21 protein-coding genes are annotated in these 26733 nt (G+C 35.9%); 4 read left to right on the plus strand and 17 right to left on the minus strand.

The window, feature by feature from the left end; translation table 11 throughout:
- Positions 1-123: 123 nt before the first annotated feature.
- The 4 genes from BM350_RS19830 to BM350_RS19845 all read right to left on the minus strand — a co-directional run bounded on the left by BM350_RS19830 (position 124) and on the right by BM350_RS19845 (position 3910).
- On the minus strand, positions 124-1071 hold the full coding sequence (locus BM350_RS19830; protein WP_090913516.1) for a nucleoside hydrolase: 948 nt from the start codon (positions 1069-1071) through the stop codon (positions 124-126).
- A gap of 108 nt (positions 1072-1179) precedes the next feature.
- Positions 1180-1467, minus strand: a complete 288-nt coding sequence (locus BM350_RS19835; protein ID WP_090913514.1) for a hypothetical protein — start codon at positions 1465-1467, stop codon at positions 1180-1182.
- Positions 1468-2186: 719 nt separating this feature from the next.
- Positions 2187-3629 (minus strand): sodium/pantothenate symporter, encoded by a 1443-nt coding sequence (panF, locus tag BM350_RS19840; protein WP_090913707.1) that lies wholly within the window; start codon positions 3627-3629, stop codon positions 2187-2189.
- A gap of 2 nt (positions 3630-3631) precedes the next feature.
- A complete protein-coding gene (locus tag BM350_RS19845; RefSeq protein WP_090913512.1) occupies positions 3632-3910 on the minus strand; it encodes a YhdT family protein in 279 nt (92 codons plus the stop codon).
- 282 nt (positions 3911-4192) lie between these two features.
- On the opposite strand from BM350_RS19845, the gene BM350_RS19850 reads away from it, so the two are divergent.
- A complete protein-coding gene (locus BM350_RS19850) occupies positions 4193-5677 on the plus strand; it encodes an aldehyde dehydrogenase family protein (protein WP_090913510.1) in 1485 nt (494 codons plus the stop codon).
- A gap of 97 nt (positions 5678-5774) precedes the next feature.
- Here BM350_RS19850 and fabG read toward each other — a convergent pair whose 3' ends face one another.
- Positions 5775-6515, minus strand: coding sequence for a 3-oxoacyl-ACP reductase FabG (gene fabG, locus BM350_RS19855; protein WP_090913509.1), 741 nt, complete (start codon positions 6513-6515; stop codon positions 5775-5777).
- 123 nt (positions 6516-6638) lie between these two features.
- Here fabG and BM350_RS19860 point away from each other — a divergent pair, with 123 nt between their 5' ends.
- The gene (locus tag BM350_RS19860; protein ID WP_302847794.1) at positions 6639-6797 is read left to right on the plus strand and encodes a YfhD family protein; all 159 of its coding nucleotides are present in this window, start codon (positions 6639-6641) and stop codon (positions 6795-6797) included.
- 19 nt (positions 6798-6816) lie between these two features.
- Here the strand turns inward: BM350_RS19860 and shc are convergent, their stop codons facing one another.
- From shc to BM350_RS19890, 6 genes are all read right to left on the minus strand, one after another.
- Positions 6817-8676: a squalene--hopene cyclase gene (gene shc / locus BM350_RS19865; protein ID WP_090913505.1), complete on the minus strand. Its 1860-nt coding sequence runs from the start codon at positions 8674-8676 to the stop codon at positions 6817-6819.
- Positions 8677-8778: 102 nt separating this feature from the next.
- Positions 8779-9204 (minus strand): divergent PAP2 family protein, encoded by a 426-nt coding sequence (locus BM350_RS19870; RefSeq protein WP_090913503.1) that lies wholly within the window; start codon positions 9202-9204, stop codon positions 8779-8781.
- Between the two features lie 78 nt (positions 9205-9282).
- Positions 9283-10212, minus strand: a complete 930-nt coding sequence (gene rarD, locus BM350_RS19875; RefSeq protein WP_090913501.1) for an EamA family transporter RarD — start codon at positions 10210-10212, stop codon at positions 9283-9285.
- 140 nt (positions 10213-10352) lie between these two features.
- On the minus strand, positions 10353-11123 hold the full coding sequence (locus tag BM350_RS19880; protein ID WP_090913499.1) for a CPBP family intramembrane glutamic endopeptidase: 771 nt from the start codon (positions 11121-11123) through the stop codon (positions 10353-10355).
- A 274-nt stretch (positions 11124-11397) separates the two neighbouring features.
- Positions 11398-11640 carry a DUF1294 domain-containing protein gene (locus BM350_RS19885; protein ID WP_090913705.1) on the minus strand — a complete coding sequence of 81 codons (243 nt, stop codon included), beginning with the start codon at positions 11638-11640 and terminating at the stop codon, positions 11398-11400.
- A gap of 506 nt (positions 11641-12146) precedes the next feature.
- Positions 12147-15170, minus strand: a complete 3024-nt coding sequence (locus tag BM350_RS19890) for an efflux RND transporter permease subunit (protein ID WP_090913497.1) — start codon at positions 15168-15170, stop codon at positions 12147-12149.
- Between the two features lie 812 nt (positions 15171-15982).
- On the opposite strand from BM350_RS19890, the gene BM350_RS19900 reads away from it, so the two are divergent.
- Positions 15983-16474 (plus strand): CarD family transcriptional regulator, encoded by a 492-nt coding sequence (locus tag BM350_RS19900; RefSeq protein ID WP_090913495.1) that lies wholly within the window; start codon positions 15983-15985, stop codon positions 16472-16474.
- Between the two features lie 661 nt (positions 16475-17135).
- Here the strand turns inward: BM350_RS19900 and BM350_RS19905 are convergent.
- The 4 genes from BM350_RS19905 to BM350_RS19920 all read right to left on the minus strand — a co-directional run bounded on the left by BM350_RS19905 (position 17136) and on the right by BM350_RS19920 (position 23385).
- Positions 17136-17276 (minus strand): phosphonate ABC transporter permease, encoded by a 141-nt coding sequence (locus tag BM350_RS19905; protein WP_090913493.1) that lies wholly within the window; start codon positions 17274-17276, stop codon positions 17136-17138.
- Positions 17277-17332: 56 nt separating this feature from the next.
- Positions 17333-20695, minus strand: a complete 3363-nt coding sequence (locus BM350_RS19910) for a tubulin-like doman-containing protein (protein WP_090913491.1) — start codon at positions 20693-20695, stop codon at positions 17333-17335.
- 17 nt (positions 20696-20712) lie between these two features.
- Positions 20713-22809 (minus strand): vWA domain-containing protein, encoded by a 2097-nt coding sequence (locus BM350_RS19915; RefSeq protein WP_090913489.1) that lies wholly within the window; start codon positions 22807-22809, stop codon positions 20713-20715.
- Between the two features lie 240 nt (positions 22810-23049).
- The gene (locus BM350_RS19920) at positions 23050-23385 is read right to left on the minus strand and encodes a hypothetical protein (RefSeq protein ID WP_090913487.1); all 336 of its coding nucleotides are present in this window, start codon (positions 23383-23385) and stop codon (positions 23050-23052) included.
- Between the two features lie 175 nt (positions 23386-23560).
- On the opposite strand from BM350_RS19920, the gene BM350_RS19925 reads away from it, so the two are divergent.
- Complete coding sequence (locus tag BM350_RS19925; protein ID WP_090913485.1) at positions 23561-23881, plus strand: hypothetical protein; 321 nt, start codon at positions 23561-23563, stop codon at positions 23879-23881.
- A gap of 24 nt (positions 23882-23905) precedes the next feature.
- Here BM350_RS19925 and BM350_RS19930 read toward each other — a convergent pair whose 3' ends face one another.
- Positions 23906-24625, minus strand: coding sequence for a class I SAM-dependent methyltransferase (locus BM350_RS19930; RefSeq protein ID WP_090913483.1), 720 nt, complete (start codon positions 24623-24625; stop codon positions 23906-23908).
- A gap of 304 nt (positions 24626-24929) precedes the next feature.
- Positions 24930-26639 (minus strand): peptide ABC transporter substrate-binding protein, encoded by a 1710-nt coding sequence (locus BM350_RS19935; protein ID WP_090913481.1) that lies wholly within the window; start codon positions 26637-26639, stop codon positions 24930-24932.
- Between the last annotated feature and the right edge of the window lie 94 nt (positions 26640-26733).

Raw genomic sequence — 26733 nt, forward strand, 5'->3', positions numbered from 1 at the left:
CTCAAATGGAATTCCTCTCCTAAATTTTCTCTTTTAATCTATTATATAAAATTCATATTCAAAACAATAGAGGCGATCTTTTTACAGATCGCCTCTATTGTAACTTGTAAACTTGCATATTGTCTATGTCATAATTCGAATGAAATCTCCAAGAAATTGTTTGTAGTGTAATTTCCAGCCAATTCTTACCCAATTTTTCATCGCCTCTGCACTTGGCTGCGGTCTAAAATCAGCAATACTTTCTCCTTTTGCAAGACCATCTACGTCAACTTGAACACGACGATATACATATTCCATCAAAGAAGGATTTACAGCAGCCATCATTGTTAAAACATCGTGAATCGGACTTCCCCCTATTTTTGGATTTAATTTTTTATAGGCTACGTAATAATAATTAAAAATTGGTTCAATCAATTCACTAAAATTTGTTTTTGTCTTCTTTGCAATAGATGTAACAGTATGAGGAGTAATGATCGCTTCATTTGTTACATTTAGCGGGATTAACGTAACATGTTTAGCATATTGCATGACTAAATTTGAAGCAATCGCATCTCCGTGAAAATTTGCTTCTGCAACAGGAGTAACATTACCTGGAACAAGAAATCCCCCGCCCATTATGTAGTACTCTTCTACACTTTTCATCAATTCTTTCTCTAAAATAAAAGCCGTTGCTAAACTTGTTGAACGACCTGTATCAACGATAATCAGCTCTCCTTTATACCTTTTAATAACCTCAAATATTTCACAAAATGGTTTCACATTTGCCTTAATTGTTTCAGGTGGACGAATAGGACCTAATCCTTCTTGTCCATGTATTTCTGGATAATATGTTATAAATTCTCCTGATAAAGGAATCTTTGCCCCATTAATAATGGGAATATCTTCTCTTCCAGCTATTTGCAATAAATATGCTGCATTATTCGTCGCTTGTTCTTGTGTAACGTTTCCATATCCTGTTACAATGCCAACAATATCAATATCAGGATGTAATAAACCGTATATAATTGCCAATGAATCATCAATACCTGGATCTCCAAGAAACAGTACTTTTTTCAAGGCATTCAACTCCATCCTATCAATTGCTATTACTATATGAATAAAAAAAGTGTACAGAAGTAAAATATAGGCGTTTTTTATCTCATATGAAAAAAATTATAAACAAATTATGAATAAACTTAGCTAAGACCTTTGAAAAAGTTTCAATTGTTTCATATAATCAATAGCCTTAGTTTTATTCTTTTGCTGAGAAACATATTCTGCTTCGTTTGTAACTCTATAATAGTTATTAAATCTTTCCTCTGAGAAAATGCCCTCAGAAATCGCTTTTTTAACTGCACAGCCAGGCTCGGTTGTATGAGTGCAGTTAGAAAACTTACACTTCATGGATAATTCTACTATATCTTCAAATCCATTATCTAAGTTTTCTACAGAATTTATTATTTCAGATACCTTTTTATTAAATTTCATTTTCCAACTCCTCTTACCTGTATCTTATAAATTTTCTGAATCATCAATTTATTTCATCATATATAATAATAAAATATCAATTTTCAATATTTATCTTTAACAGATCCATTCAATGAAGGCACCCGTTAGTTAAAAAGGCTTTGTCTATCGATCTCAATACGTTCCTTTAATATTTTATACATTATAGACCACTTTTTTAACTCTGAATATACACATAAATAAAAATTAAAAAATCGACATAAAAACCTCTTTCTTTTTAAGCGGGCGAGAGCATCTGGCCATACATAGAAGCGGTCAGGGCCTTTTTCTACCACATGCCAGGTTTAAAACAAAAGGAAAAAGCAAGTAGCGGTCATGTTGTATTCTACATAACAGCGACTTATATGTTAAAAAACAGAAATCGATATATGTATAGTAAATAACGTAAAAAAGAGGTTCATCACCGTAACATGGGGTTGATTTTTTAAAAGTGAATCATTTTCAATACACGGAACGGAGAGTGGCGACTCCTGCGGGAATAGCGAGGAAAGTGAGACCCCGCAGGCTTGCCGAGGAGGCTCCCTCTCGCCCGCGGAAAGCGTCCACTCGGAGTAGAGTGTACATCTATCTAAATGTCACCCCCGTCTTTTGGTGATAAACCAAAAAAGAAGAGGAACTATGCTCTCATATTTGACATAGTATCCTCTTCTAATTATCATACGTTTCATGATATTCTCTTTTTATCCAATTTGTTGCAACTTACGTGAAAACAACATGCTTCCTATAATATAAGCAATAAGCGCTAAACAGACTGGAAATACGACCGTATGAACACCAAAAGCATTAGGAAGCAGCAAATGAAATCCCATATAAGAACCTACTCCAACAATAATAGAAGCAAGTGCCCCGGCAGCATTCCCTTTTCTCCAATATAACCCAAGTACAAGCGGCCAAATAAATGCTGCTTCTAAACCACCAAAAGAAAATAGATTTAGCCAAATTAAAAAGTCAGGTGGTTTAATCGCCGCAGCATAAACAAGCAATCCAACAATTGCTGTAATCCAGAGCGTTCCCCTTTTTACTGTTCGATCTGCAGCATTTTCGTTTATATAATTTACATAAATATCTTTAATAATAGAAGAACTCACAAGTAACAACAATGAGTTCACTGTCGACATAATGGCTGCCATTGGAGCTGCTAAGAAAATACCAGCTAGCCAAGGCGGCAATACTTTCATCGCAAGCAACGGCATTACTTTATCTGGTACATTCACTCCTGGCAAAACGACACGAGCGAATACACCTGTTAGATGCATACCAATCATAATTGTCCCAACAACTACAGTGCTGATAATTAAAGCTTGATGCATCGCTTTTGAATTTTTATAAGACATAGCACGTACGCTAATTTGCGGCAAGCCAACTACTCCAACGCCAATTAAAATCCAAAATGATGACACATATACTTTTGTTAAACTACCATCTGCTCCAAACGGCGTAATAAGATTTGGATTAATCTGTACAAGCTCGTGCATAATATTTGAAATACCGCCGCCTGCAACAATTGTACCAATTAAAATAATTGTCGTACCAAGCAGCATAATAAGGCCGAGAATTGTATCTGAAAGCGCAACAGCACGAAAGCCACCAATTAACACATAAACAAGTACAAAAAACGTAAAAAGAAATAAAGACGTTGTATAAGAAAGACCTGTTAATGATTCAATTAATCTTCCGCCGCCAACCCACTGCGCAACAGTTGCTGAAAACAAGAAAACAATAATACATAATGCCGATAAAATAACAACAACTTTACTATTATATCTTCCTTTCAAGTAATCAATTAACGTAATAGCTTCCATTTCCCTTGCAATAATCGCAAATTTCTTTCCAAGTACAGTTAATACAATATAACCCGTTACAACTTGAATAGATGCCAATAGCACCCAACCAAGGCCAATGTTATAAGCAATTCCAGGCCCACCGATAAAGCTACTCGCACTTCCGTACGTCGCAATCATTGTCATTGCTAATAATAATCCACCAAGTTCGCGTCCACCAAGAAAATACTCTTGCAAAAATTTGTTATGCGCAGTCGCTTGAACACGTCTCGATGCGTATACACCAATTAAAAATACAACAATAAAAGATAACATCATTGGAATAATAACATACCAGTTCATTTTCATTCCTCACTCTTTTCTTCCTCGTCAAACGAAACATCTTGAAATACGAAACGAACAACAAAGACAATAAGTAAAACCATTACAACAAATCCCACTATACAACTATAAAAGAACCAGGCTGGAAATCCTAATATGTATGTATACTCTTTTGGATTGCCACTACCTAATCCATATGCAAAACCGTACCATAACAGAAAGTTGATAACAGCAAGTCCAATTCCAATCCACGCTTCACGATGTGCAATGCGAAAACGCGGATCATCATGATGTCGATTCATTTCTTTTCCCTCCTTCCACGATGTACTATTGTAACATTCTTTGTATAGTTTTTCCTACAAAAAAGCAAAATGAACAGATTTCACAAAAAACATTGGACTTACATTGAAAAATTACATATTTTTAACAATTACAACATAAATAAAGATTGAAATTTCTGATTCTTTAAGTTACGATTGAAATTAGATGTCATTCACCTAGTTTATCTAACACCTCCTCTTTTATTTGGAATAAACGCAGTATTTTGCTGCGTTTACATTATATATTTTTAAGGGGGTTATACAATGAGTCAACTAGCTGTGAACCTTCATGAAAAAGTAGAGAAATTTTTACAAGGAACAAAAAAGTTATATGTAAACGGAGACTTTATCGAAAGCGCTTCTGGAAAAACATTTAAAACACCAAATCCAGCAACTGGTGATACGTTAGCAGTTGTATATGAAGGCAGCCGTGAAGATATTCATAAAGCTGTTATAGCAGCACGCCTGGCATTTGATGAAGGTCCATGGTCTCGTATGAGCGGTGCCGATCGCAGCCGCCTCATGTACAAGCTTGCTGATTTAATGGAAAAACATAAAGACGAACTTGCACAGCTTGAAACATTAGATAATGGAAAACCAATTCAAGAAACAACGACTGCAGATCTTCCTCTTGCAATTGAACATATGCGTTATTACGCTGGATGGGCAACAAAATTAGTTGGTCAAACAATTCCTGTTTCAGGAGATTATTTTAACTATACACGCCATGAACCAGTTGGTGTTGTTGGTCAAATTATCCCTTGGAACTTCCCTCTTTTAATGGCGATGTGGAAACTGGGAGCAGCACTAGCAACTGGATGTACCGTTGTATTAAAGCCAGCGGAACAAACACCTCTTTCCGCGCTATATTTAGCTGAATTAATTGAAGAAGCTGGATTCCCGAAAGGTGTTATTAACATTGTACCTGGATATGGTGAAACAGCTGGTCAAGCTCTTGTCAGTCACCCTCTCGTTGATAAAATTGCTTTCACAGGCTCCACTGAAGTTGGAAAACACATTATGAAAGAAGCATCTCAATCTTTAAAACGTGTGACATTAGAGCTTGGGGGCAAATCGCCAAATATTATTTTACCTGATGCTGATTTGTCTCGTGCAATTCCAGCTGCACTTTCAGGCGTTATGTTTAATCAAGGACAAGTATGCTGCGCTGGATCTCGCTTGTTCATTCCAAAGAAAATGTATGATAATGTTGTAGCAGATCTTGCCTTATATTCAAAAAGCTTAACGCAGGGTGCTGGATTGGATCCACAAACTAATATTGGTCCCCTTGTATCAGAAGAACAACAAAATCGAGTGATGGGCTATATTGAAAAAGGAAAAAATGAAGGCGCAGAAATATTAGTTGGCGGAACGAAACCTTTCGAAAATGGTTATTACGTTTCCCCAACAATTTTCGCAGCTGTACAAGATGAAATGACGATTGCGAAAGAAGAGATTTTCGGTCCTGTCGTTGCTGCAATGCCATTCGATGACATTGATGAAGTGATTGAACGTGCTAACAAATCAGCATATGGATTAGCAGCTGGTTTGTGGACAGAGAACATGAAAAATGCCCATTATGTTGCAAATAAATTACGAGCTGGAACGGTATGGGTAAACTGTTATAACGTCTTTGATGCAGCCTCTCCATTTGGAGGTTATAAACAATCGGGTCTTGGACGCGAAATGGGTTCTTATGCGTTAAATAACTATACAGAAGTAAAAAGTGTTTGGATTAACTTAAACTAGAAAAAAGTCTTGCCAATCGGCAAGACTTTTTCCTTATCTAAATCTAATAAGATTGATGAGCGTTTTCTATCAACCGTTCACCGATGGAAGTTTTACTTTATACTTGTAATCCCCCGCTTACATTTAACACTTCTCCAGTAATATAAGAAGCAAAGTCTGATGCTAGAAAGGCCGCTGCGTTCGCAATATCTTGCGGCGTTCCGATTCGCCCAGCTGGAATCGCGGCGATCATCTTTTCCTTTACTTTGTCCGGTATAGCTTTCGTCATATGAGTATCCATAAATCCCGGACAAATTGCATTACATGTAACACCAAATCCAGCTGCTTCTTTTGATGCTGTTTTTGTTAATCCAATTACACCTGCTTTCGCAGCAGCGTAATTCGCTTGACCGATATTTCCCTGCCAACTAATCGAAGAAATATTAATAATGCGTCCATATTGTTGTTTACGCATATGTAAAAGCGCGGGTTGCATGCAGTTAAATACCCCTGTTATATTTACTTGCAGCACTTGTTCCCATGCTGTTTTTTCCATTTTATGCAGCATTGCATCTCGTGTAATCCCTGCATTATTTACTAAAATATGCAATGCACCGTATGTTTGAATGGCATACTCAATTAGTGATTTTGCATCTGTATGACTGCTTACATCACAAACATACGCTCTTACATCATATCCTTCCTGCAACAATTGAGTTGTCGCACTATTTAGAACTTCTTGATTCATATCACTTAGCAATACTTTTGCTCCCAAAGCGCCAAATACACGCGCAATTTCTTTTCCAATTCCTTGCGCCGCACCAGTGACAACAGCTGTTTTCCCCTCTAAAAAGTTCATTTTTTCTCCCCACTTTCCAATATATATTCTATATATTTCGTCTTATGTATGTCATTTTCCTTTTTGTATAAAAAAGTCTATTTGTGTCACACTATAATTGCAACTTAACATAACACAAGGAGATTGTGTAAAATGAAGAAAAAGAATGTACAACAAAACAACGTATCTGACGGTATTGATGTTGCATTTTCTCGAGAACTTGCTGATCAAGATGACTTAGAAGCAGAGGCGCGTGCAGATGCTGCAGATGCACGTCAAAAACAGCAACGAAACAAAAAATAAACCGAGAATATGTCTCGGTTTATTTTTTGTATTTTTTTACATAATGTGCCAAGGTGAGTAAAGGAAATAAACGATGATAACTATGATAACGAATATAAAACTCTCCTGGAAGTCCTGTTCCAGTCGGGTATTCAATATTATGAAAAGAATGCTCTAACAAATAATTGATTCCGTTTTGAATGCTTGCTGTCTCTGTATCATGCACAGTAATAAGTGCATCTAGAGCCCATGCAGTTTGAGAAGGTGTACTAAAAGACATGGAAATAAACCGTTTCTCCTTACTGCTTCTACACGATTCTCCCCACCCTCCATCGCGATGTTGAATCATTTCTAACCACCGTACTGCTTTTTCTATTGCAGGATGATTCTTTGGCAAATCATTTGCCCGCAGGCCTGTTACAGCAGCCCATGTGCCATATATGTAACAAACTCCCCATTTTCCATACCAAGAACCATTTTGTTCTTGATTACGTAGAAGCCATTGCACCCCGCGTTGTAAATCATAACTGTTTATTTCATTCGATGCATGCGTTCCAAAAAATTCGAGCACCCTTCCTGTTATATCTGGTGTAGACGGATCGAGAATTATATCTTCTGCACTATCGAGAGGAATATGCAGAAACATATGCTTATCAACATTCTTCTCAAATGCTCCCCAGCCTCCATCTTTGTTTTGCATTCCAAGAATCCAATGTATCCCTTTATCCCAAGCTCGTTTTACTTTCTTATCTTTCTTCGCCATAGAAGTAAGTGAACGCAGCGCTGCTGTTGTATCATCACAATCTGGTACAATGGTATTCGTTTCGGTAAATCCCCATCCACCAGGAGGTAAAGCAGGTGCATGAACATGCCAATCCCCATAAGAAGTATGCTGTTTCTTTAATAAAAAACGATTTGCTCGTTCAATCATCGCATCATCTTCTGACACATTTGCTTCTTGCAAAGCGTAACTTAAAAGAGCAGTATCCCATACTGTTGAAGGTGAGTTTTGTAAATGAGCACCATTCTTTGTATTCCATATGTACGACCGTAACCCTGATACAGCTTTCTCAATAATAGGAGAATGTATAGAATGATCGAGGGCAAGGAGGGCGTAAATCATATAAAAAGTAGCGCTTGCATAAGTGTAAAGTGTTCCATTTCCTTCTATTCGTTCTAGCATAAAACGTTCCGCTGCTTTATATCCTTTATGATGAAGTGTATATGGATACGAAATCAACTTTTTTCCTTCCGATAAAATTGTTTGCCAAACTGAAGAGCGTTTAGAATGAAACCAATTTGATTTATTTGCACTCACTATATGATTCAAATCAGGAATATCAATTTCATCTACTACAAATTTCTTATTCAAACAAATAATCGTAGGCACGAAATGGATACGAGCAGTATTACTCACCTCATACATACTAAACGGGGATTGATCCGGTAGAAAGAAAAAAGGCATAGGAAAATGAAAAAATGGAGGATAATTGCATTGTCCATGCAATGCTAACATAAACTTCGTCATAAAATGAGCATTTGTAATTCCACCTTGTTCGCGAATAAATTGTTCTGCACGGCGCATAATTCTGTCTTCTTTCTTATATTGCAAAGAAGCTAACAATGCAGCATAAACTTGAATGGTAGCCGAAAGATTCCCATTTGGCTCATCTTCATACAACTTCCATATTCCTTCATTTGCTTGCAAAGAAGTAAGCCTTGCTACAAATGGCTCTATTTCTTTTTCTTTTCTTAACATACGTAACAAGAAAATCATCGTGCAATCCGTAAGCGGGGATCCTTCAAAACAAAAACGCCATGTTCCATCTCTTTGCTGCAGCGTACGTAACGCTGTAACTTGTCGCTCCATTTCGTTTTTTACTTTGTCATACAATAGCATATAGATATCCCCCCTTCTTCACTGAATCCATATACGATATTCAAAAACATACGTAAATATGTGTACAACAAAAAGCAAAGTAAGATTCATTCCTTCCTTTGCTTACGAACAATAACAAATCGCAACAACAATTCCTAAAAGCGCCCCGATCACGACTTGATATGGTGTATGACCAACAAGCTCATTCAATTTTTTATACTCCGTTTGTCTTCCATGGAAAAAATCATTTAAAATTTTCGCTTGTTTACTAACGGCAAGTCTCACTCCGGATGCATCGTACATGACAATAATCGCAAAAATCGTCGCAATAGCAAAAATTGAACTCGTCATTCCTTCTTCAATTCCGATTGCTATTGCTAATGCTGTGACGGTGGAAGAATGAGAACTCGGCATTCCGCCAGAAGCAAAAAACTGCGCAAAGTCAAATTCTCTCTTTTTTACTAAGGTGATGATAACTTTTATAAGTTGCGCTAAAAACCATGCAATGACCGCAGACATTAATGGGTTGTTATGTAAAATTGTTTCCATAATTCACACCTCACCGCTTATAATGGAATATCTTTACTTTCATTATAAAGAAAACGGCATACATAATACTATGCCGTTTTACGAAACTTTTGCAGATTTATTTTTTATAAATTTCGGCTGCTTATTTAACATAAATTTTGTTTTTGCTATCGAAAAGATAAATAACGCAATCCAAATAAAGAAAAATGCCGTCATGTGTACAGTAGTAAAATGTTCATGGAAGACGAAAATTCCTAATATAAGACTAATTGTTGGTGCAATATACTGTAAAAATCCGACCATTGATAATGGAATAAGCTTTGTACCTTTTGCAAAATATAAAAGCGGCAGTGCAGTAACAATACCAGCCCCTACTAGAAGTAATGTCGATGTAAGCGAAACCACTCCAAATGAACGCATCCCCTCGGCACCTAATATTCCTAAATATACGAAAGCTATCGGTGTTACAAGCATCGTTTCCATTGTCAGCCCAATCATTGAATCATAATCTAATAATTTCTTTGATAAACCATATAAACCAAACGTACATGCTAACGAAATGGCAATCCATGGAATCGATCCATAGCGAACGGTTAAAATTGCAACTCCAAATGCAGCTAACCCCACAGCAATGTATTGCCAAAAGTTGAGTTTTTCTTTTAAAACAAGCGTGCCAAGTAAAATACTAACAAGCGGATTAATATAGTAACCTAGACTCGCTTCAATAACATGATTATGATTAACGGCCCATATGTACACAAACCAGTTCCCGCTAATTAATATAGAAGCAATAGTTAATGACATGAATAATTTAGGACGTTTAAAAAGCTGTACAAACTCGTTCGTAAATTGGCCAAAACGTTTGCAAATAAATAAAACGAATAACATAAAAACGAATGCCCAAACAATGCGATGAGCTAAAATTTCTTCTGCAGGAACGTCGTCTATTAATTTCCAATAAAGCGGCAGGATTCCCCACATCATATATGCACTTGTCGCATATATCATCCCTTTTTTTTGCGCTTCCATTTAACTCTCCTCTTTTCTTTTTTCTTCATTATAAAATGTCCTTTTATTACTTTACAATTTTCCGCTACATAAACTCTTTATAATATTCAAAAGAAAAGAGCATGTTTTAAAAAGATTAAATAAAACATGCTCTTCTTGCGTTAAATTGAATGACTCTTATAAAAAGGACTATTTCTTTTTATTACCAATTTATACAAAATAAAAACGAAAATTCCAAAAATAAGAGTTGCAAAGGCTGGTAAAATCTTATCATTTGGCACGTATACGCTCCAAAAAGAATTAAGAAGCGCATGAAGAATGAGACACATAAAAATACTTTTAGTTGCATTATAAATTGTAGTTAGTAAGAAGGATACGGCGATTATCGTAATTGTAAAGGATATAAAGTTCCTTTGAGATTGGTTCGTGCCTGGAATGAACCATAACGGCAGGTGCCAAACAGCCCATATTATGCTCACAATCACCGTACTAAAAAATGCCGAAAACCTTTTCTGAAGGGCAGGTTGTAAGAACCCTCTCCAGCCAATTTCCTCAAGTCCGCCGCCAATGATCATTATCGGAAAACTAAGTAAAGCCACGTATAATGGCTTTTGCATCGTTGCTCCATCAAATATCGTTGGCAGATAACAGCTAATAAAAGCTAGAACAATAATCAAAATATACCATGCAAAATGATATTTAGGATTAACAATATTTTTGATAAAAACTCTAAATTCTTCTTTCGATCCATATTTTTTCTTTAGACTAATTTCAATGATCGCTGGCATGATCCCCCCGAAAACAAACAATATCATTGCTAATGGAGTTCCAAATGTAGTAATGTTCAATTTTATTAAGCTAATTAATATCCCCCAAAGTCCCCACGTAAATATGAAAGTGCATATTAAATATCGTTTAATATCATTATCCATCTACCTGCCCCCTTTGTATTAATTAGAACACAAACTAAGAAGGAATAAAATACCATACGTAAGATTAAACAAACAACTTTTCCCAAGAAACATCTATACTCAATAAACACATTTCTGGAGAATAAAGAATTACTTAAAACCTGCTTAACTTCTACATTTAAATGTATCTCCTTCTTGAACTAAGCTAACTGTATCAACAATAAAAAAACTGAAATCCTTTCTGTATTAAGTAAGGATTTCAGTTCATCTTTTTTCAATACGGTCAAACTTTATTTTAAATCCACACATATACTCCCAAAGCAGCAAGTAATGGAATACCAAACACAAACTTATTTTTGTGTGTCTTATGATGAAATATATACATTCCAATCCAAGCTCCAATTCCTCCCCCTGCTGCTGCAATTAAAAATAACGTACTCTCTGGTGTACGCCACTGCTTCTTCTTAGCTTTCCTTTTATCTAGTCCCATCATTATAAAAGCAAAAATATTAATAAAAACAAAATAACTCCATTTCACCATACTATGAAAACCTCTTTCATACATTTTTCAAACTATTCGTCCTACACTCACTAGGTAGTAAACTTCTTACTGACGAGAATTTCAATCTATTATACACTCATTTTGTTTTTAAATTATATAAATACAAATAAAAATTCTTTTTAAGATGGACGAGACTATCTGGCCGTGCATCGAAACGGTCATAGCCTATTTCTTCCACATGCAAAGTTTAAAACAAAAAGAGTAGGCGACTGCAGATCACGTTGTATTCTGCATAGCAGCGAATTATATGTTGCTAAATCAACATGTATATAGTATACGAAAACATCCATGGTAATAATATTATGAATTGCGTATAAACGAGTGAACAGAGATCGTATAACTATAAGAAAACGAATAGAATAAACTACTTTATAAAACAAATAGAAATCAAAAAATGCCAAAAAAATTGGCATTTTCTTTGACATAATCTTTTTTCAACAAAGTGAGGGGAATGGAAAAAAGTTTTCCATTCCCCTATTTCTTTACGCTGTCTCTTCTACCTCCAAAACCGCCTTTTTCTTTGTGAATTTCCGCTTTATCATATCCATCACATAATAAGTAGTCGGTACAATAATTAACGTTAAAAGCGTAGATGTTAATAAACCCGAAATAACCACAATGGCAAGGGATCGAGAAATGAGTCCTCCATCAGTAAATAACGCTAGCGGCATGAGTGCTCCAATTGTAGCAAGGGCCGTCATTAAAATCGGACGGAGCCTTGTTGCCCCTGCTTCTAATACAGCTTCCTTTATAGGCATTCCTTGCTTTTCATTTTGCATAACGCGATCCATCAACACGATGGCATTCGTAACAACAATTCCAATCAACATGAGGAACCCAACAAGCGCAGGCATACCTAAAGGTTCGTTAGTCATATATAATCCAAGCAAACCACCTGTAAAAAGGAATGGCAGGGAAAATAAGATTGCAATTGGAGCTATTACATTCCCAAATGTCACTAGCATAACCATGAAGACAAGAACAACCGCGATCCCCATAGCAACAATCATATTTTGAAAGCCTTCATTCATAGCTTGCGACTGTCCCTCCGAGCGGTATTTTACTCCTTTTGGTAAATCTAGATCCTTTAAACGTTTGTCTACCTCTGCTTGAACGCCAGAAACGTTATCTGTCGTAAATCTTGCGCTTACTTGTACATACTCTTGTTGATTCAAACGGTACAACGCAGAAGGCCCAGGCTCTTCAGAAAGTGTCGCTACATCCGACAACTTTACCTGCTGACCAAGAGGGCTCGTAATCTTTTGACTTGTAATACTTTCAATAGACGTAAGATTATCGCTTTTTAAACCTACATTCACAGAAGTCGTTTTTCCATCTAATTGTACTGCTGTAATATTTTCACCAGAGATAATTCCTCTTACAAAAGCGGCAACCATCATCGGATTCAGACCTTTTTCTGCTGCTTTTTCTTCATTAATTGCTAGATTAAGTTGCGGTTTTACTGCGGATAAGTTTGTTTTCACATTGGATAAACCTTTTATATCCCTTATCTTCTCTACAATTTTATTACCGGCATTCTCCAGGTCTCTAGCATTCCCCCCATCCACAATAAGAGCAAATTGTCCTCCTGTTATACTGATTGGTGTCAAAGTTGTTTCAATATCCGTCCCCACATTTTTCATCTTTTCTTTTACGTCTTTTTCAAAAGTTGTTACTTCTTCTTTTGTCATGTTATCCTTCAGGTCAATAGATAAACGAACCCTTTCTCCTGAAACGATCGTTTGATAACTTTTTACACTCACTTGTTTACTAAGAATACTTTCCATATCCTTCGCCACACTGTTCGCTTTATCAAGTGAAGTTCCAACAGGCAAATCTGTTGTTAAATTATATGAGACCGCCTTTTCTTCAGGTAGAAAGTTTTTTGGAATCATCGGCACAAGTAATAAAGATGAAGAAAATACAACGAAAGCCAAAATAAGCGTTATGACCTTTTTCTGCATCGCCCAGCTCAGCATACGTTGATATGTTCTCTGTAACATTGTTTCTTGTGGTTCCTTATGTTCCAAACGCAATAAAAACAATTTAGCAAGAAGTGGTACAACTGTTAATGAAACAAATAACGAGAATGCAAGTGCCACAATAATTGTAATGCCAAAAGGTGCGAAGAACTTCCCAATAATTCCTGGTACGAACGAAAGCGGACCAAATACCGCCATAGTTGTGATTGTTGAAGATGTAACCGCGCCGCCAACTTCCTTAGCAGCCTCAAGAACCATGCTTTCATCACGCTGTTTACTATTTAACGTTCTTCGGTAAATGTTTTCAATCACTACGATAGAATCATCAATTACCCGACCAACTGCTACCGCAATACCTGCCAGCGTCATCATATTCAAACTGTATTGTAAATACTTCATTGTAATCATAGCCGCTAACACAGAAAGTGGAATCGATAATACCGCCACAATCGTAGCTCTCACATTACGCAAAAATACAAATGTTACGATGACAGCAAATAACGTTCCAAGCAACACTTCCTTAAGCATGCTGTTAACCGATTTTTCCACCTGTTTCGAGCTATCATACAGCTTAGTCAATTTATATCCATCTGGCAGTTGTAAATCGGATAACTTTTGATTGATTTGCTTTACAACCTCAACCGCGTTCGCTCCTGGCTGCGCTTTAACTGATACAAGAACAGCAGGTGTATCCTTCAATCTTGTATATATCGTTTCTGTCTTACTTCCATACTCCACAGTTGCCACATCTGATAGTTTTACTGTTCGTACTTCTGTAGGACCTGGCACCATCATTTCCACATTTTTTACGTCAGTAAGTGATTTCAGTTTGAAGTCCGCTTGAACATTTAACGTTTTTTCATTTAAATTGACCTGCCCCGCTGGAAAAGAAAAGTTGTGGGCTAAAAGTGCCTGCTTCACTACGTCATAAGTAATATTTTTTTCTTTCATTTTTTCAGCATCAAGTTTAATAGATAACTGTTTTTCCGTTTCACCGGAAACATCCACCTTACCTATATTTTCAACAGTAGACAAAGCCGTTTTAATTCGTCCGTTCACATATTGCGAAATATCAGCTTGCTTAGCATTATCTGAAGAAATGGCAAAAGTAAATACTGGCATCTGTGAAGGACTATCTTTTATAATGACAGGCTTCCCTGCCCCGTCCGGTAATTTTAGAGACGCAACGGCATTTGTTACATCTTTCTCTGCCTCATCCATTTTCCGATCCATGTCAAATCCTAAAATAGCAACTACGCTATTGCTGTGGGATTCAATATATAAATTATCGAGTTTTTGAATATTAGAGAGTGCAGTTTCTAACGGTCTCCCTATATCTTCTAACCCTTGATCTGGTGTGGCACCCATATAAGGAACCTGTATGACTATATATGGAATATCAACATTTGGCATCTGCTCCATTTTCATCGTTTTAATAGAGTATATTCCCCCAACAACGATAAAAATCATTGCAAGAAAAACAACACCTACATTTTTTAAGGAAAAGCGAATCCAAGATCCCATCTCCATTCCCCCTGTTCCCTTGTGTTTATTTATCAAACGAAACGCTCTGACTGATATAATCTCATATAAATTGCAGTCTTTTCCCCTGATTTTGAACCATACAAAAAAACAAATTTCTAGCAGGCTTTCTTAATATACGAACCTCATATTTAAGTTTCTATTTTTACTACGACTACCACGATAATGTACAGATATAGAATATAAATCAATTTGTTTTTTAATATTTCTATATTTCTGACTTTTAAAAACAGATTCATTCTCCTTCTTTACTAAATAACTTCCTGTCATTATTAGAAAAGATTATAGCTTTCATACATTTTTTTAATAACTATCGTCAGTTCCCCCCTCTTGTCCTCCTTTTTAAATTGTAAATTTTATCCTGTAAATGTTAACCTAAATATGTACACTTTCGCTTGTTTAAGAATGTACACAATTACTCTTTCTCTTCGCTAAAATGACTCTTAATTCGATATGATTGTCCCACAATGCTAACGGCAGTGGCGTGGTGTAATAATTTTGTATCTTGGAAAACTTCATCCCCCACTGATGGTTAGTTGAACCAATCGGGCTTTTACGGGCAGTAAGACCCCCACCTTTACCATTGAATGAATCATATTTTGCTCACGTATATCAATTTCATAATTCGTTAGGTTTACCAGTGCTTCTACGAATGTATGTAGCAGTAATTTTCTTTCATCAAAAAAAACATATAAAAACAAACTAAACCTATTGACTCTGATAATTATTTTGTGATATTATAATAAATTTTACTTATCATCTTATATGTGATAGAATTAAGAAGGTTACCACATATGGAGGTGGATTATTTGTTTCAAATTGGCGATAAAATTGTTTATCCAATGCATGGAGCAGGTGTGATTGAAGGTATAGAAGAAAAAGAAATTCTAGGCGAAAAACAAAAATATTATGTAATAAGAATCCCCATTAGTAATATGGAAGTAATGATCCCCATGAAAAAAATGATCCAATCACGCATACGACTAATTGCCGATATGCTCACGTTAGAAAATGTACTACTGATTTTTCAATACGGCGAATCAGATAACTCACTCTCATGGAAGCAAAGATATACTCAAAACATGGAAAAAATGAAGAGGGGTGAAATACAAGAAGGTGCTGAAGTAGTACGTGACTTAATACGCAGAAATAAAGTAAGGGCGCTTAATACAAGTGAAAAACAAATGTTAGACAACGCACAGAAAATTTTAATTAGTGAATTGAGTTTAATTAAAGGAATTACTGAAAATCAGGCAATTGATTTGTTAAATACGAAAGTCGGCTAGGTAAAGAAATCCTTTTAAAACCGGTTTGAACTTGATTTTAAATTATATAAGATACCTAAAACGACAAAATAGCCTAACATCTATTTTGTTTTTTTGCTTTATGTACCTCAATATGATATGATTACAAATACGGTTTGATTATAGGAACATTATCCTCTAAGAAAAAATTCTTTTTCCTCTAAATGAATTATTCTCACCACTTTTTATTCTCATACTTCTAAGTATACGATGAGGTTCATTTATCCAAGCATTGTTTTTGGATATCCCGATTCATACTGGCACGGTCATCGGAGCCGTAAGGACGAAAGAGAGGTAGGGCTTTCGTTGTTTTGAGGTTTCAAAAACGATAATGAACATTTACTGTTCTTATCTTCCATTTTAACGTAAAAACGATAACAAATTTAAATATATGCTTATATTTGCTTGGTTTATATAAATAAGAGACACACCTTTAGTAACATTTTAAAGGTTGTTTATATGAAAACAATCAGGACAGTAAAATGGTTTAATAGCGAAAAAGGATTTGAATGTACGAAGTACCAAATGATAGTAATGTTACAGTAAATTGCATTCAAACAAGTTAACAGAGGTCAAAACCTAAGAATGTTGTAAAACTATAAGAAAACGAAAAGAACATGCAGGTTAACCTGCATGTTCTTTATTATTCTTCTACAGTTTCATTTTCTTCTTTAATAATACCGTTATCAATAGATTGAGTATCTTTATTCTCCATACAAACCATTGCGTGATAAACTTCTGCATACAATCCAAACACTTGGTACACACTTCCAAGAAACGGCATAAGAATCCCTCTTTTCAAAATAATACATTCCAAAGTTAAGGATTCCCTATCTTTTCTTAAACATTCGTTTTTGTATCTTCCTCTTCGATTTGTATATTAAGAAGATGTAACCATTTCTTATATGGTGCACTGTTAGGATCTACAAATTCTTTTGCGTATGAGCGATTCCATAGTTGTTTTACAAATAAAGCTGCTTCTTTTTTAGCCGCTGATTCTGCACCAGTCCCGTAATAAGTTTTAAAATACTGTTCAATTTCATCCATAAGTAATCGTAATAACTCATCCGAAGTTTCTTCTAACGTTGAATCATATTTCGCTTCCTTATCATACATTAAGATAATGTCTAAAATATTATGAACATGTTCTTTTCGAAGCCACCTTATATCTTGCGCACCTAATACAAATGAATGTGTATACAAATGTCCTCCATGTTGCAACGCTTTTTCCTTCTCTTCTTCAAAACGAGAAATGATGTTTTCATATATAAATGGATTATGAAGCAAGGCACGGTGTAATTTATACCCTTCATTCGTTACATTTTTCCCCATCGATTGAATAAGAGAACTTCGGCCCACTCCGTTATATTGGTAAACGAACTGACCATCTACCGCCGCAAGGCTAATCCAGCGATATATATATGCATATAATAAAGCGCGATTACATTTCTCATAATCTAACTTCGTTTGCGTTGCATTTAAATCTGGCATAAACGCTGGCAAATGCCAATATTTATCGAGATGAGGCGTTAAATTTGATTTACGAATGTTTAATTTATTTACGCGGCGATAATACGCTTGAAAGTAGTCTCCCTTCTCATTCACATAACCATTTACAAGATGTCCGGACGATAACTTCGGAAAATCTTGTAGCGATAACCCGTAATGTGCGCGATAACATACAATTTCATACGGCGAAAAAGCTTTATCAACAGTTTCTTTTTCTTGAAACATTTCTTGGAGCGCTTCTTCATTTAATTCTTGATGAACAAATGGATGAATACCCCAATATTGTAATTCACGGTGATGCGCAACTTTTGGTATAAATGGACTTGCTAGATGTAATAAATCTTCTACTTTTTCACTGACATACTCTGTCATATCACGCCTTTGAATAGCAGCTTCTTTTCGAAGCGCTTCAATAATATTTAATTCTAGCTTATCTCTGTATCGTTCTTTTAGTTCCTTTTCACAATACGTTAAAATGTGTTTTCGATAAAAATCTTCTACTTTTTGAGATTGCCCTTCCTCCGCCCCTGCTTCCCTGCAATATTCTCGATATAAACTCATATAAATTTCAGCAGATATCTCTTTTGGCAGCACACCATTGTTTACATGGTGATGAATATCGTTCCATATTTCTTCTTGCATTCGTTCATCTGCTAATACGTATACATTTGTTGGATTCGTTTTCCCTTCAAATTCTTTACTTCGCTTTTGAATATCTAATAATAAATTTTCACGTGTTTCTTGTAAATTATCAAAGAAACGCTCCCAATATTGAATCATTTTATCTACAGCTTGATATAAAGATTGATACACAAGTTCTAGCAACATTTCTTTTCGGTACTCATTTAACTTGTGTACATATTGGGTAGCGATATCTTGAAATTCTTTTCGGAATACACGCTGTTCATTATGAAATACCTTTCCAATCCACCCCTGCTGCTGTGCGAGTTCAACACGTCGAACGGCCGTTACCGTTCCTTCAATATTACTTACATTAAACTTTTTATCGTAATTTTGAACGAGATTACGCTTTTGCTCATTATTTTCGTGCAAACGATTCATTTTCTCCGTTAACAATTTACGAATTTCATATAACATATACCTTGCAGCAACAGGATGAACGGGATCAGTTTTCTTCAAAAACCATGTATTTAACTGATATGACTGTCCCTCTGAACCACTTGGCGTAAAACGATCTGCTTCAATTATGTCATATACCAATGTTGTTACATGCTCATGTACACGGCTTGGGATTGCATACGCATATAACCGCACCGCATGGTCTACTCGTGCGACTTCTCCTTTCATTTGCTCGGCAATTTTCAACTTTGCAGCCGAAATTTTACACTCACGCTGCAAACGATTTAACTCTTCATCTTTTTGCACCGTACGCTGTACATAACTTTCTACTGACTCGAGAAACAATTTTGCTTTTGATATACCGATTTTTCCACCTTCTGCCCCTTCACGTGCTTCATAGTACATTTGTTTATAAAATACATGTGCTTGTTCTGGACGAGTCGCTAAATGTTCTAAATCCTCTAAGAAACTTTTCCCTCGCTCTGGTTTTTCACGTTGCATGCCGCGGCGAACATCTTGCTCATACCGACTTTTCTTCTCTAAAAAGAGTCGATCTAAATGAAGCCATGATTCATCTAGCCCTTGTACCGCCCATCTCAAAGCACAATAACGAAGAACATTTTCATATGGATAAATAAGTTTCGCGACTCCCGCCCCGCAATAACGGGCTTTACCATTTGAATCAGCAAGTTGCTGAATTTGATTATCTTCCTGCGCAAAATGACTCGTTGACATTGGACTAAATAGTTGTAAATAAATCGTATTTGTCATTTGTTCCATATAGTCAGACAAGCTATTTAAATGATGTCCATGTAAATTTTCATAATCATATAAAAAGCAATAATTATATGGTAAGTGATGTTGCATAATTGTATGATTTGTACGACCATCTTCATCCACTTGATCAGGCCTGTATTCTAACTCAATTGTAACGCCCCCGCGGCGTGATAATTCTCCTGTAGATCCTAATGTAATAGCGTGCAATTCTTTTAATGATGCATAGCCGTTTGCTTGCACTGCTTCAAATTCTTTCCCGCTTATTGTACGCGTCTTTACGAGAGCGTCAGGAAGCAAGAAAGCGCCGCGAATTAAAATGTTGTGATGTTGTAACTTTTTCCGAAGCATTTCTCGTAAATAAAGAGCGATTTGCAAAAACATCCCTGAACCTGTACCGCCAGCTAATGATGTAATAATAATAACTCGTACACCGTACTCTGTTTTATCACTAGTGACCGGAAAAATTTTCTCAATTTCCTGCCAAAACGATGTTAATTTATCCTCCTTCATTGCCGCGCGAAGTGCTAAGCGAGAAATAACTCGAAGCTGACCTGCACCTTCTGTTAATGGTTTATCTAGTATAGTTGGATCAATCGGAAACCAGTCTGGGATTGTTGGATCTTCTGCTATATATTCGCGCGGTGTTTTACTAGAACTCGTTTGCGTCACAAATTTACGAATATGTTGAAAATGACTTAACGTATTAATATCTGTATCAAAGACGTGCATCGCTACTTTTTTGCGCCGTTCTAGTGGAAGCTTTCGATAAATATCATGCGTAATCGTGCTGCCAATTCCTCCGAGTCCAATTAAAATTGTCGGCACTTGAAAATCCATGTGAACCACCTTCCTATTTATTCACATTCATACTTATATAACTCTTTTCCATATCCACGATCAATGACAACCATTTCGTTCGGATATAACGTTTTATGTTCACGTCCTGCTTCTTCATCTGTTAAAAACATACCATCGATCACCATACCTGGTACTTGAGAATCTTTCGTCACAAATATAGATTTTGAACCTTTTTTTGCAATAAACGTAACGGACTGCACGGTTTTCCGCTCTGCTCGAAATGGAATACCAAAATAATGATTCCACCATTTTGTCCGCAGCGGTTCTGGTTCAGATTTGTATAACCAATCTTCCGCAATAGATTGATCCCACTCATAATATATAAGCGCCTTCCTATGAAAACGCGGACGAACCACCCATCCAACAATAAGAGTTGCAATCATGAGTAAGATGATACTAAACGGTAAAACGAGCCCGAAAATGATCGCATAACGCTCGAAAAAAGGGACATCGATAATCGAAAGTGAAATTTGTTTACTCACTTTTTGTAATTGTGAATCTCGTAATGTGATGGTAGCTTCTACGGTGCCGGTATCTGTAAAATTAAATGTGTTGGAGTAATAAGGACGAGGATAGACGTACAGTTGATTTCTATGTTGCTTTATCTCATAGTTGATAGATTTATGAAATGTAACAGTAGCTGTTTTCAGTAATTCCTTTACTTCTGCTTCTGACATTGCTTTATCATTCAATAGCGGCTGTATGATAAATGGTTCACTATGCTTTAAATTTGTTACTTTTTCTGTATAATTCGTTGTCACAACTTGTAATGATAGTTTTGGTTTTGGAACAGATTGAATATAAAATTCTTTCGTTTGGCGATAAAATCCTTTTATATTCATGTGTACATTTCCGCGTACCGATTCTTTTCCTATCTTTGTTTCATAGTAAAAGGCTTTCCGCTCTCTACTCCATTTCATCGCATACATTTGACCATTTATTTCTATTTGTGCGGAAAAATATGAAGTATCTACTGGTACATTTGTTGGTTTTGCTTCTATAATTGCTGTTTGACCTTCATAGAATTGTTCGGTTGTCTTTTTCTGCTCTTTTTCATAAGTGGAAATCGTATAATCTAATGCTGGTTCGACAAGCACTTTCATATTTTCCTTTGAAACTACTTGATCAATTTCTACTATATATGCACCGGGTTCGATTACATCATTATTTTTAGACATAATATGTGTAATGCCACCATATAGCCCCATTCCTGCCGGTGCTTGAATCGAAAATTTTGATTGTAACTGGAGTGACCCTTTTATATTTTGAATACGATATGGCACTTTCTGAGAAGATTGATTAACAAGCGTAATTCGTTTTAATGGAAACGGTGTAGTAATTTCCATTTTATTTCCTACTATATTTGTTTTCACCGCTTCTTCTACTGCTGAAAATGGATCACGATTCGCTACCAATGCAGCCGCTTGATTAACACTGTGAATAACACCATCTTCTCCGCTTGTAGGTAGCACGCTTCCATTCGTTTGTTTTTTCCAAATCTCTTTAAAGCTGTTCATTTGTATTTGTTCTTGCGTTCCTAAATTTTCTTCCATTGTAATTAATACCGCATGTAAAGAAACTTTTTTTGCTTCCATTTCTTTTTTAAACTTACTTAACGTTTCTGAAATTCGCTTTTTCGCACTATCATCTTGCTTTTCTAACTCATTAAAAGCACCATCCGTTAGAACAATAAGCCAAAATTCTCGATTGGCATTTACCTGAGCTTCCCTCTTAATCGATTGAATTGCCGTTTCTACCGATTGAAAAGGGGTATTAACTTGCTCATTCCATGTTTGAATCTTGTCAATCTCTCCTTGTCGCTTACTATTCTCTAAAGAAACAGATATCTCCCCTGCTGGATGACTCATTGGCACATAAGAAAACGTATCCTTTTCATCTAGCAATGCAATCAAACTTTGCAGGGCATAATTGGCATATTTCCATCGATCGTTATTACGCATACTTCCAGAATCATCATACACAAGTGAAACGACACGCTGTCTTCCCTCTTCTCCTTTCGCTAAATTAGAAAAAGGGTTCATACATACAAATAGCAAAAACAAAATAGTTGTGGCTATGATTCGAGTGTACATGTTGAAGCTTCGCCACCTTTGTAGACAAATTCCTATGTTTAAACTTATGAGAAGAAATACAAGATATGACTTGTATTTCAAAAAACAAATATAATTATAATATTATTATGTCAACTGATTGTAAAGAAAAAGAGATGAATGTCTTGTTTTTGATTTCTATTTATAAATATTTTGCTATGTTTTCAAATCCTTATTTTCTTTTTATTATAACAACAATAAGAGTGCCCTCTATAAGCACTCTTATTGTTTCACATATACTTCTACAACCGGATTTTCTTTTCGGTCGGCATGAAGACGAATATTACTTTCTTTCGTATCATAAATAGTCGCTAGCAGTAATACTGTTAATAGGTTAGGAATTTTGCTATCTGTTCCAAATTTTCGTTCAAGTGCTTCCTTATACTCAAACGCAAGATCTCCCTGTACATATGTATACACTTCAAATCCATCCTTTAAATCACAAACAATACTATCAATAATATCGGCTCCAACTTGACGCACCATTTCTTTTCGCAGTGCATCTATTAATTCCTCCCACGACATTTCATACGTTTGAAACGTATCTGAACGATTCATTTTTTTCTCTCCTTTTCGTTTCATCTAACAGGCAACAGTTTTTTTCATTACTAACATCATTCTTTCCCTATCCTTCCCGTTTTTCATCACAATTATGAAGGAATAGACAAACGTACAAGCCACTGTTGTCCCTATATCATATAGTAATATTGGAAAGAGAAAGGGGAGAAATTATATGTGTTCTCATCAACATTATTACACATGTCGACGATATCACGGACGAGTCGTACGTGTTGAAGACTATGACGGCAATATTCATATTGGGAAAATTGTCGATGTAACGAATAAATCAGTATGGATTGAACCCGTTCATCAAAAACAATTTGACTACGGATTTGGCTATTCTGACTGTGGGTGTGATGTTTGCGGCGGTTTAGGCGAATGTGATAATTGCGGGTTTGGATGTGGCGGATTTGGACGCGGCGGATTTGGTGCTGTTGAACTTGGTTTTGGATTCATTTTCGGCATTACATTAGCTGCTTTATTTTTCATTTAAAAAAGCCAACATGTGTTGGCTTCTTCATTTTTGGCACATAAAAATTCGATGTCCTAATCTATGCTTATATTGCTGTAAAATTTGTTCATGCGAGATCCACGCCTCATACAAATCTTGTGAAATAAAATCTGATATATCCCACTCTGGTTGTTCTATGTGTGCAGAAATCGTCTCTGCAATAGTTCCGCCTCCAAGCACACGCACTGTTGTAAATTGTGCTTCTTGAAAGAGTGCAATCCATTCCTGCTCTGTTAATAGTTGTTCCATTCCATATAAAGCTATAATCTGTTCTTCCTCATGTACTGATAGGTGTTGCTCAGTTACCATTTCACTAACAAGAAGTACCCCGCTGCGTTGTAAGACACGATAACATTCATCTATCGCTTTCCTTTTATTCGTAAAAGCAAGAACAGATTCTCCTAATACAATATGAAACACTTCATCGTGAAACGTTAGTGCCTCTATACTTCCTTTTATGAGTTCAATATTTACTCCATCTTTATTCCATCTCTTTCTTGCTTTTTGAACCATCGTTTCATTCATTTCAACTGCACTTACCACCGAGCCATATTGTTTCACAATATAAGAGGCTGTCCTGCCCGTTCCGCACCCAATTTCCAATAACTTTGTATACGGCCCTAATGAAAACTGCGCTAATAACTGCTTTGTTACTGTAAAACCTCCTGGATGTGCACTGCCAACACCAAATGCGGCAAGGAAATCTAAATAAGAACATTGTTTCATAAATATCTCCTTCTATCTTATACTTGGCAATGAAATTAAACAAAATAATAAAAAATAAATCAATGAAAGTTTTGTTTTATTGTAGTACTGCATATGTATTCATCACGCTTCAAAATGTGCACAAAGAAAAAAGGTTACGAAATGATTGTTTCGAAATCATCCATGACACTACCTAGAAGGAATACAACCATTTATACATAAAAAAAGTGATAGCTTCCTCATTTTCATCGAGAAAGCTATCACTTTTTAAACTATTAGGATTTTTTAGCAGACTGCTGTATTGTATCCTCTTTGTAGCTGACTTTTATTTTTTATTGTCTTTTTCAGTAACATATGCCCATTTATAGCTGAAATCGCCGCCAAAAGTGTGAGAAGCGATGTCATGTACGTACGGACGTACTAAGAAAGAATTACCACGTTGAAATAGCGGTGCAATTGCTGCATCTTTAAGTAAGATTTTCTCCGCTTTTCCAAGCTGTTCCCAACGAGTTTTCACATCAGTTAATAGTTCTTTTTTACCTTTTTTCACGATTTCATCATACTCTTTATTTGAGTAACTCATTTGGTTATGAGAGTTTGTTGTTTCGAACAGATCAATAAATGTCATTGGATCTGGATAGTCTGGTCCCCAACCACCATAAGCGATATCATAATCTTGATCTGTTTCTAACTTTAACTTTTGTTTAAACGGTTGGTTCTTCAAGTTAACTTTTAAACCTGGCAAGTTTTTCTCTAATTGTGCTTTTAAGTACTCACCGATTTTCTTCGCATTATCAGTATCATAGTTTAATAATTCAAGTGTAATTTCCTCTTTACCTAATTCTTTCTTCGCTTCTCCCCAAAGCTTTTTCGCTTCTTTTGCATCATATACTACATCTTTAATAGAACCGCCGAATGTATCACGGAAATCTTTTTTATCTGGACCAGTTGTGAGCTCTCTTGGCACAAGGAAGTCCGCTGGCTTAGAGCCGTCATTTAAAATAACATTCGCTAATCCCTTTTTATCAACGCCTTTTGCAATTGCTTGACGAAGCTTCGTATTTTTCAGTGGTGTATCCTGACCGCCACGTTTTTGATTTAGGCGTATGAAGAATGTTGACGGATCTAACTCTGTATGGAACTCATCTTTGTTTCCTTTATATTTATCAACATATTCCGCAGCTAACAGAACACGGTCAGCTTGGCCACTCTCATATAAGTTAACACGAGTAGATAGCTCTTTAACTACACTAACATTAATTTCTTCTAGCTTCACAGTTTTCTTATCCCAATATTGATCATTTTTCTTATATTTCCAACCTTGCTCATGCTTCCATTCAGCTAAAGAGAATGGTCCATTGTATACTAAGCTGTCAGCTTCTAAGGCATATTTATCGCCTTTTTCTTTTACAACTTTCTCATTTAATGGATAGAATGAAGCAAATGATGTTAATTGAATAAAATATGGAATTGGATTTTCTAACTCTACCTCTAATGTATAATCATCAATTGCTTTTGCTCCTAGCGAGTCAGCCGGTGCTTTTCCTTCATTAATTGCCTTTGCATTTTTCACATCATACATAATAAATGCATATTCAGCAGCCGTTTTTGGATCTAACAGACGTTGCCATGCAAAAACGAAATCCTTTGCTGTTACAGGGTCGCCATTTGACCATTTTGCATCTTTACGAAGTGTGAATGTGTATTTTTTTCCATCGTCGCTCTTTTTATGTGATTCTGCAGCACCTGGAGTCGGCTTATTATCTTTATCAAGGCGGTATAAACCTTCCATTACGTTGTTTAACACAAGAAACGAAACTTGATCTGTTGCTTTAGAAGTATCCATAGATGGAATTTCATTCGTTTCTAATAAATTCAATACTTGCTTGTCTGCTAACTTACCCTCTGTTTTTTTGTCTCCACTTTTCGGTTCTGTGCTTGATTTTTTGTCCCCTGCCCCGGAACATGCTGTTAGTGCCACGCTCATCGCTAATACTGGTGCTACTACAGCTGTGATTTTTTTCATCTTTTTCATTTTGTACCCTCCCTAATTTTATGTACGATACTACCTATGAGAAAGTTTTTGATAACTTTCTATTTCTATTCAGTTATCAGAAAATTTCTATTAA

This window comes from Bacillus sp. 103mf (genome assembly GCF_900116295.1).
GTDB classification, from domain to species: domain Bacteria; phylum Bacillota; class Bacilli; order Bacillales; family Bacillaceae_G; genus Bacillus_A; species Bacillus_A bruguierae.

Excerpts from the sequence above, each read along its gene's own strand:
- fabG (WP_090913509.1), bottom strand. The coding sequence starts at position 6,515 with ATGAACTTTTTAGAGGGGAAAACAGCTGTTGTCACTGGTGCGGCGCAA.
- BM350_RS19915 (WP_090913489.1), bottom strand. The coding sequence starts at position 22,809 with ATGTACACTCGAATCATAGCCACAACTATTTTGTTTTTGCTATTTGTA.
- BM350_RS19835 (WP_090913514.1), bottom strand. The coding sequence starts at position 1,467 with ATGAAATTTAATAAAAAGGTATCTGAAATAATAAATTCTGTAGAAAAC.
- BM350_RS19845 (WP_090913512.1), bottom strand. The coding sequence starts at position 3,910 with ATGAATCGACATCATGATGATCCGCGTTTTCGCATTGCACATCGTGAA.
- BM350_RS19870 (WP_090913503.1), bottom strand. The coding sequence starts at position 9,204 with ATGGAAACAATTTTACATAACAACCCATTAATGTCTGCGGTCATTGCA.
- BM350_RS19910 (WP_090913491.1), bottom strand. The coding sequence starts at position 20,695 with ATGGATTTTCAAGTGCCGACAATTTTAATTGGACTCGGAGGAATTGGC.
- BM350_RS19930 (WP_090913483.1), bottom strand. The coding sequence starts at position 24,625 with ATGAAACAATGTTCTTATTTAGATTTCCTTGCCGCATTTGGTGTTGGC.
- panF (WP_090913707.1), bottom strand. The coding sequence starts at position 3,629 with ATGAACTGGTATGTTATTATTCCAATGATGTTATCTTTTATTGTTGTA.
- BM350_RS19920 (WP_090913487.1), bottom strand. The coding sequence starts at position 23,385 with ATGAATCGTTCAGATACGTTTCAAACGTATGAAATGTCGTGGGAGGAA.
- BM350_RS19830 (WP_090913516.1), bottom strand. The coding sequence starts at position 1,071 with ATGGAGTTGAATGCCTTGAAAAAAGTACTGTTTCTTGGAGATCCAGGT.
- BM350_RS19905 (WP_090913493.1), bottom strand. The coding sequence starts at position 17,276 with ATGCCGTTTCTTGGAAGTGTGTACCAAGTGTTTGGATTGTATGCAGAA.
- shc (WP_090913505.1), bottom strand. The coding sequence starts at position 8,676 with ATGCTATTGTATGACAAAGTAAAAAACGAAATGGAGCGACAAGTTACA.
- BM350_RS19890 (WP_090913497.1), bottom strand. The coding sequence starts at position 15,170 with ATGGGATCTTGGATTCGCTTTTCCTTAAAAAATGTAGGTGTTGTTTTT.
- BM350_RS19900 (WP_090913495.1), top strand. The coding sequence starts at position 15,983 with ATGGAGGTGGATTATTTGTTTCAAATTGGCGATAAAATTGTTTATCCA.
- BM350_RS19880 (WP_090913499.1), bottom strand. The coding sequence starts at position 11,123 with ATGGATAATGATATTAAACGATATTTAATATGCACTTTCATATTTACG.
- rarD (WP_090913501.1), bottom strand. The coding sequence starts at position 10,212 with ATGGAAGCGCAAAAAAAAGGGATGATATATGCGACAAGTGCATATATG.
- BM350_RS19850 (WP_090913510.1), top strand. The coding sequence starts at position 4,193 with ATGAGTCAACTAGCTGTGAACCTTCATGAAAAAGTAGAGAAATTTTTA.
- BM350_RS19935 (WP_090913481.1), bottom strand. The coding sequence starts at position 26,639 with ATGAAAAAGATGAAAAAAATCACAGCTGTAGTAGCACCAGTATTAGCG.
- BM350_RS19925 (WP_090913485.1), top strand. The coding sequence starts at position 23,561 with ATGTGTTCTCATCAACATTATTACACATGTCGACGATATCACGGACGA.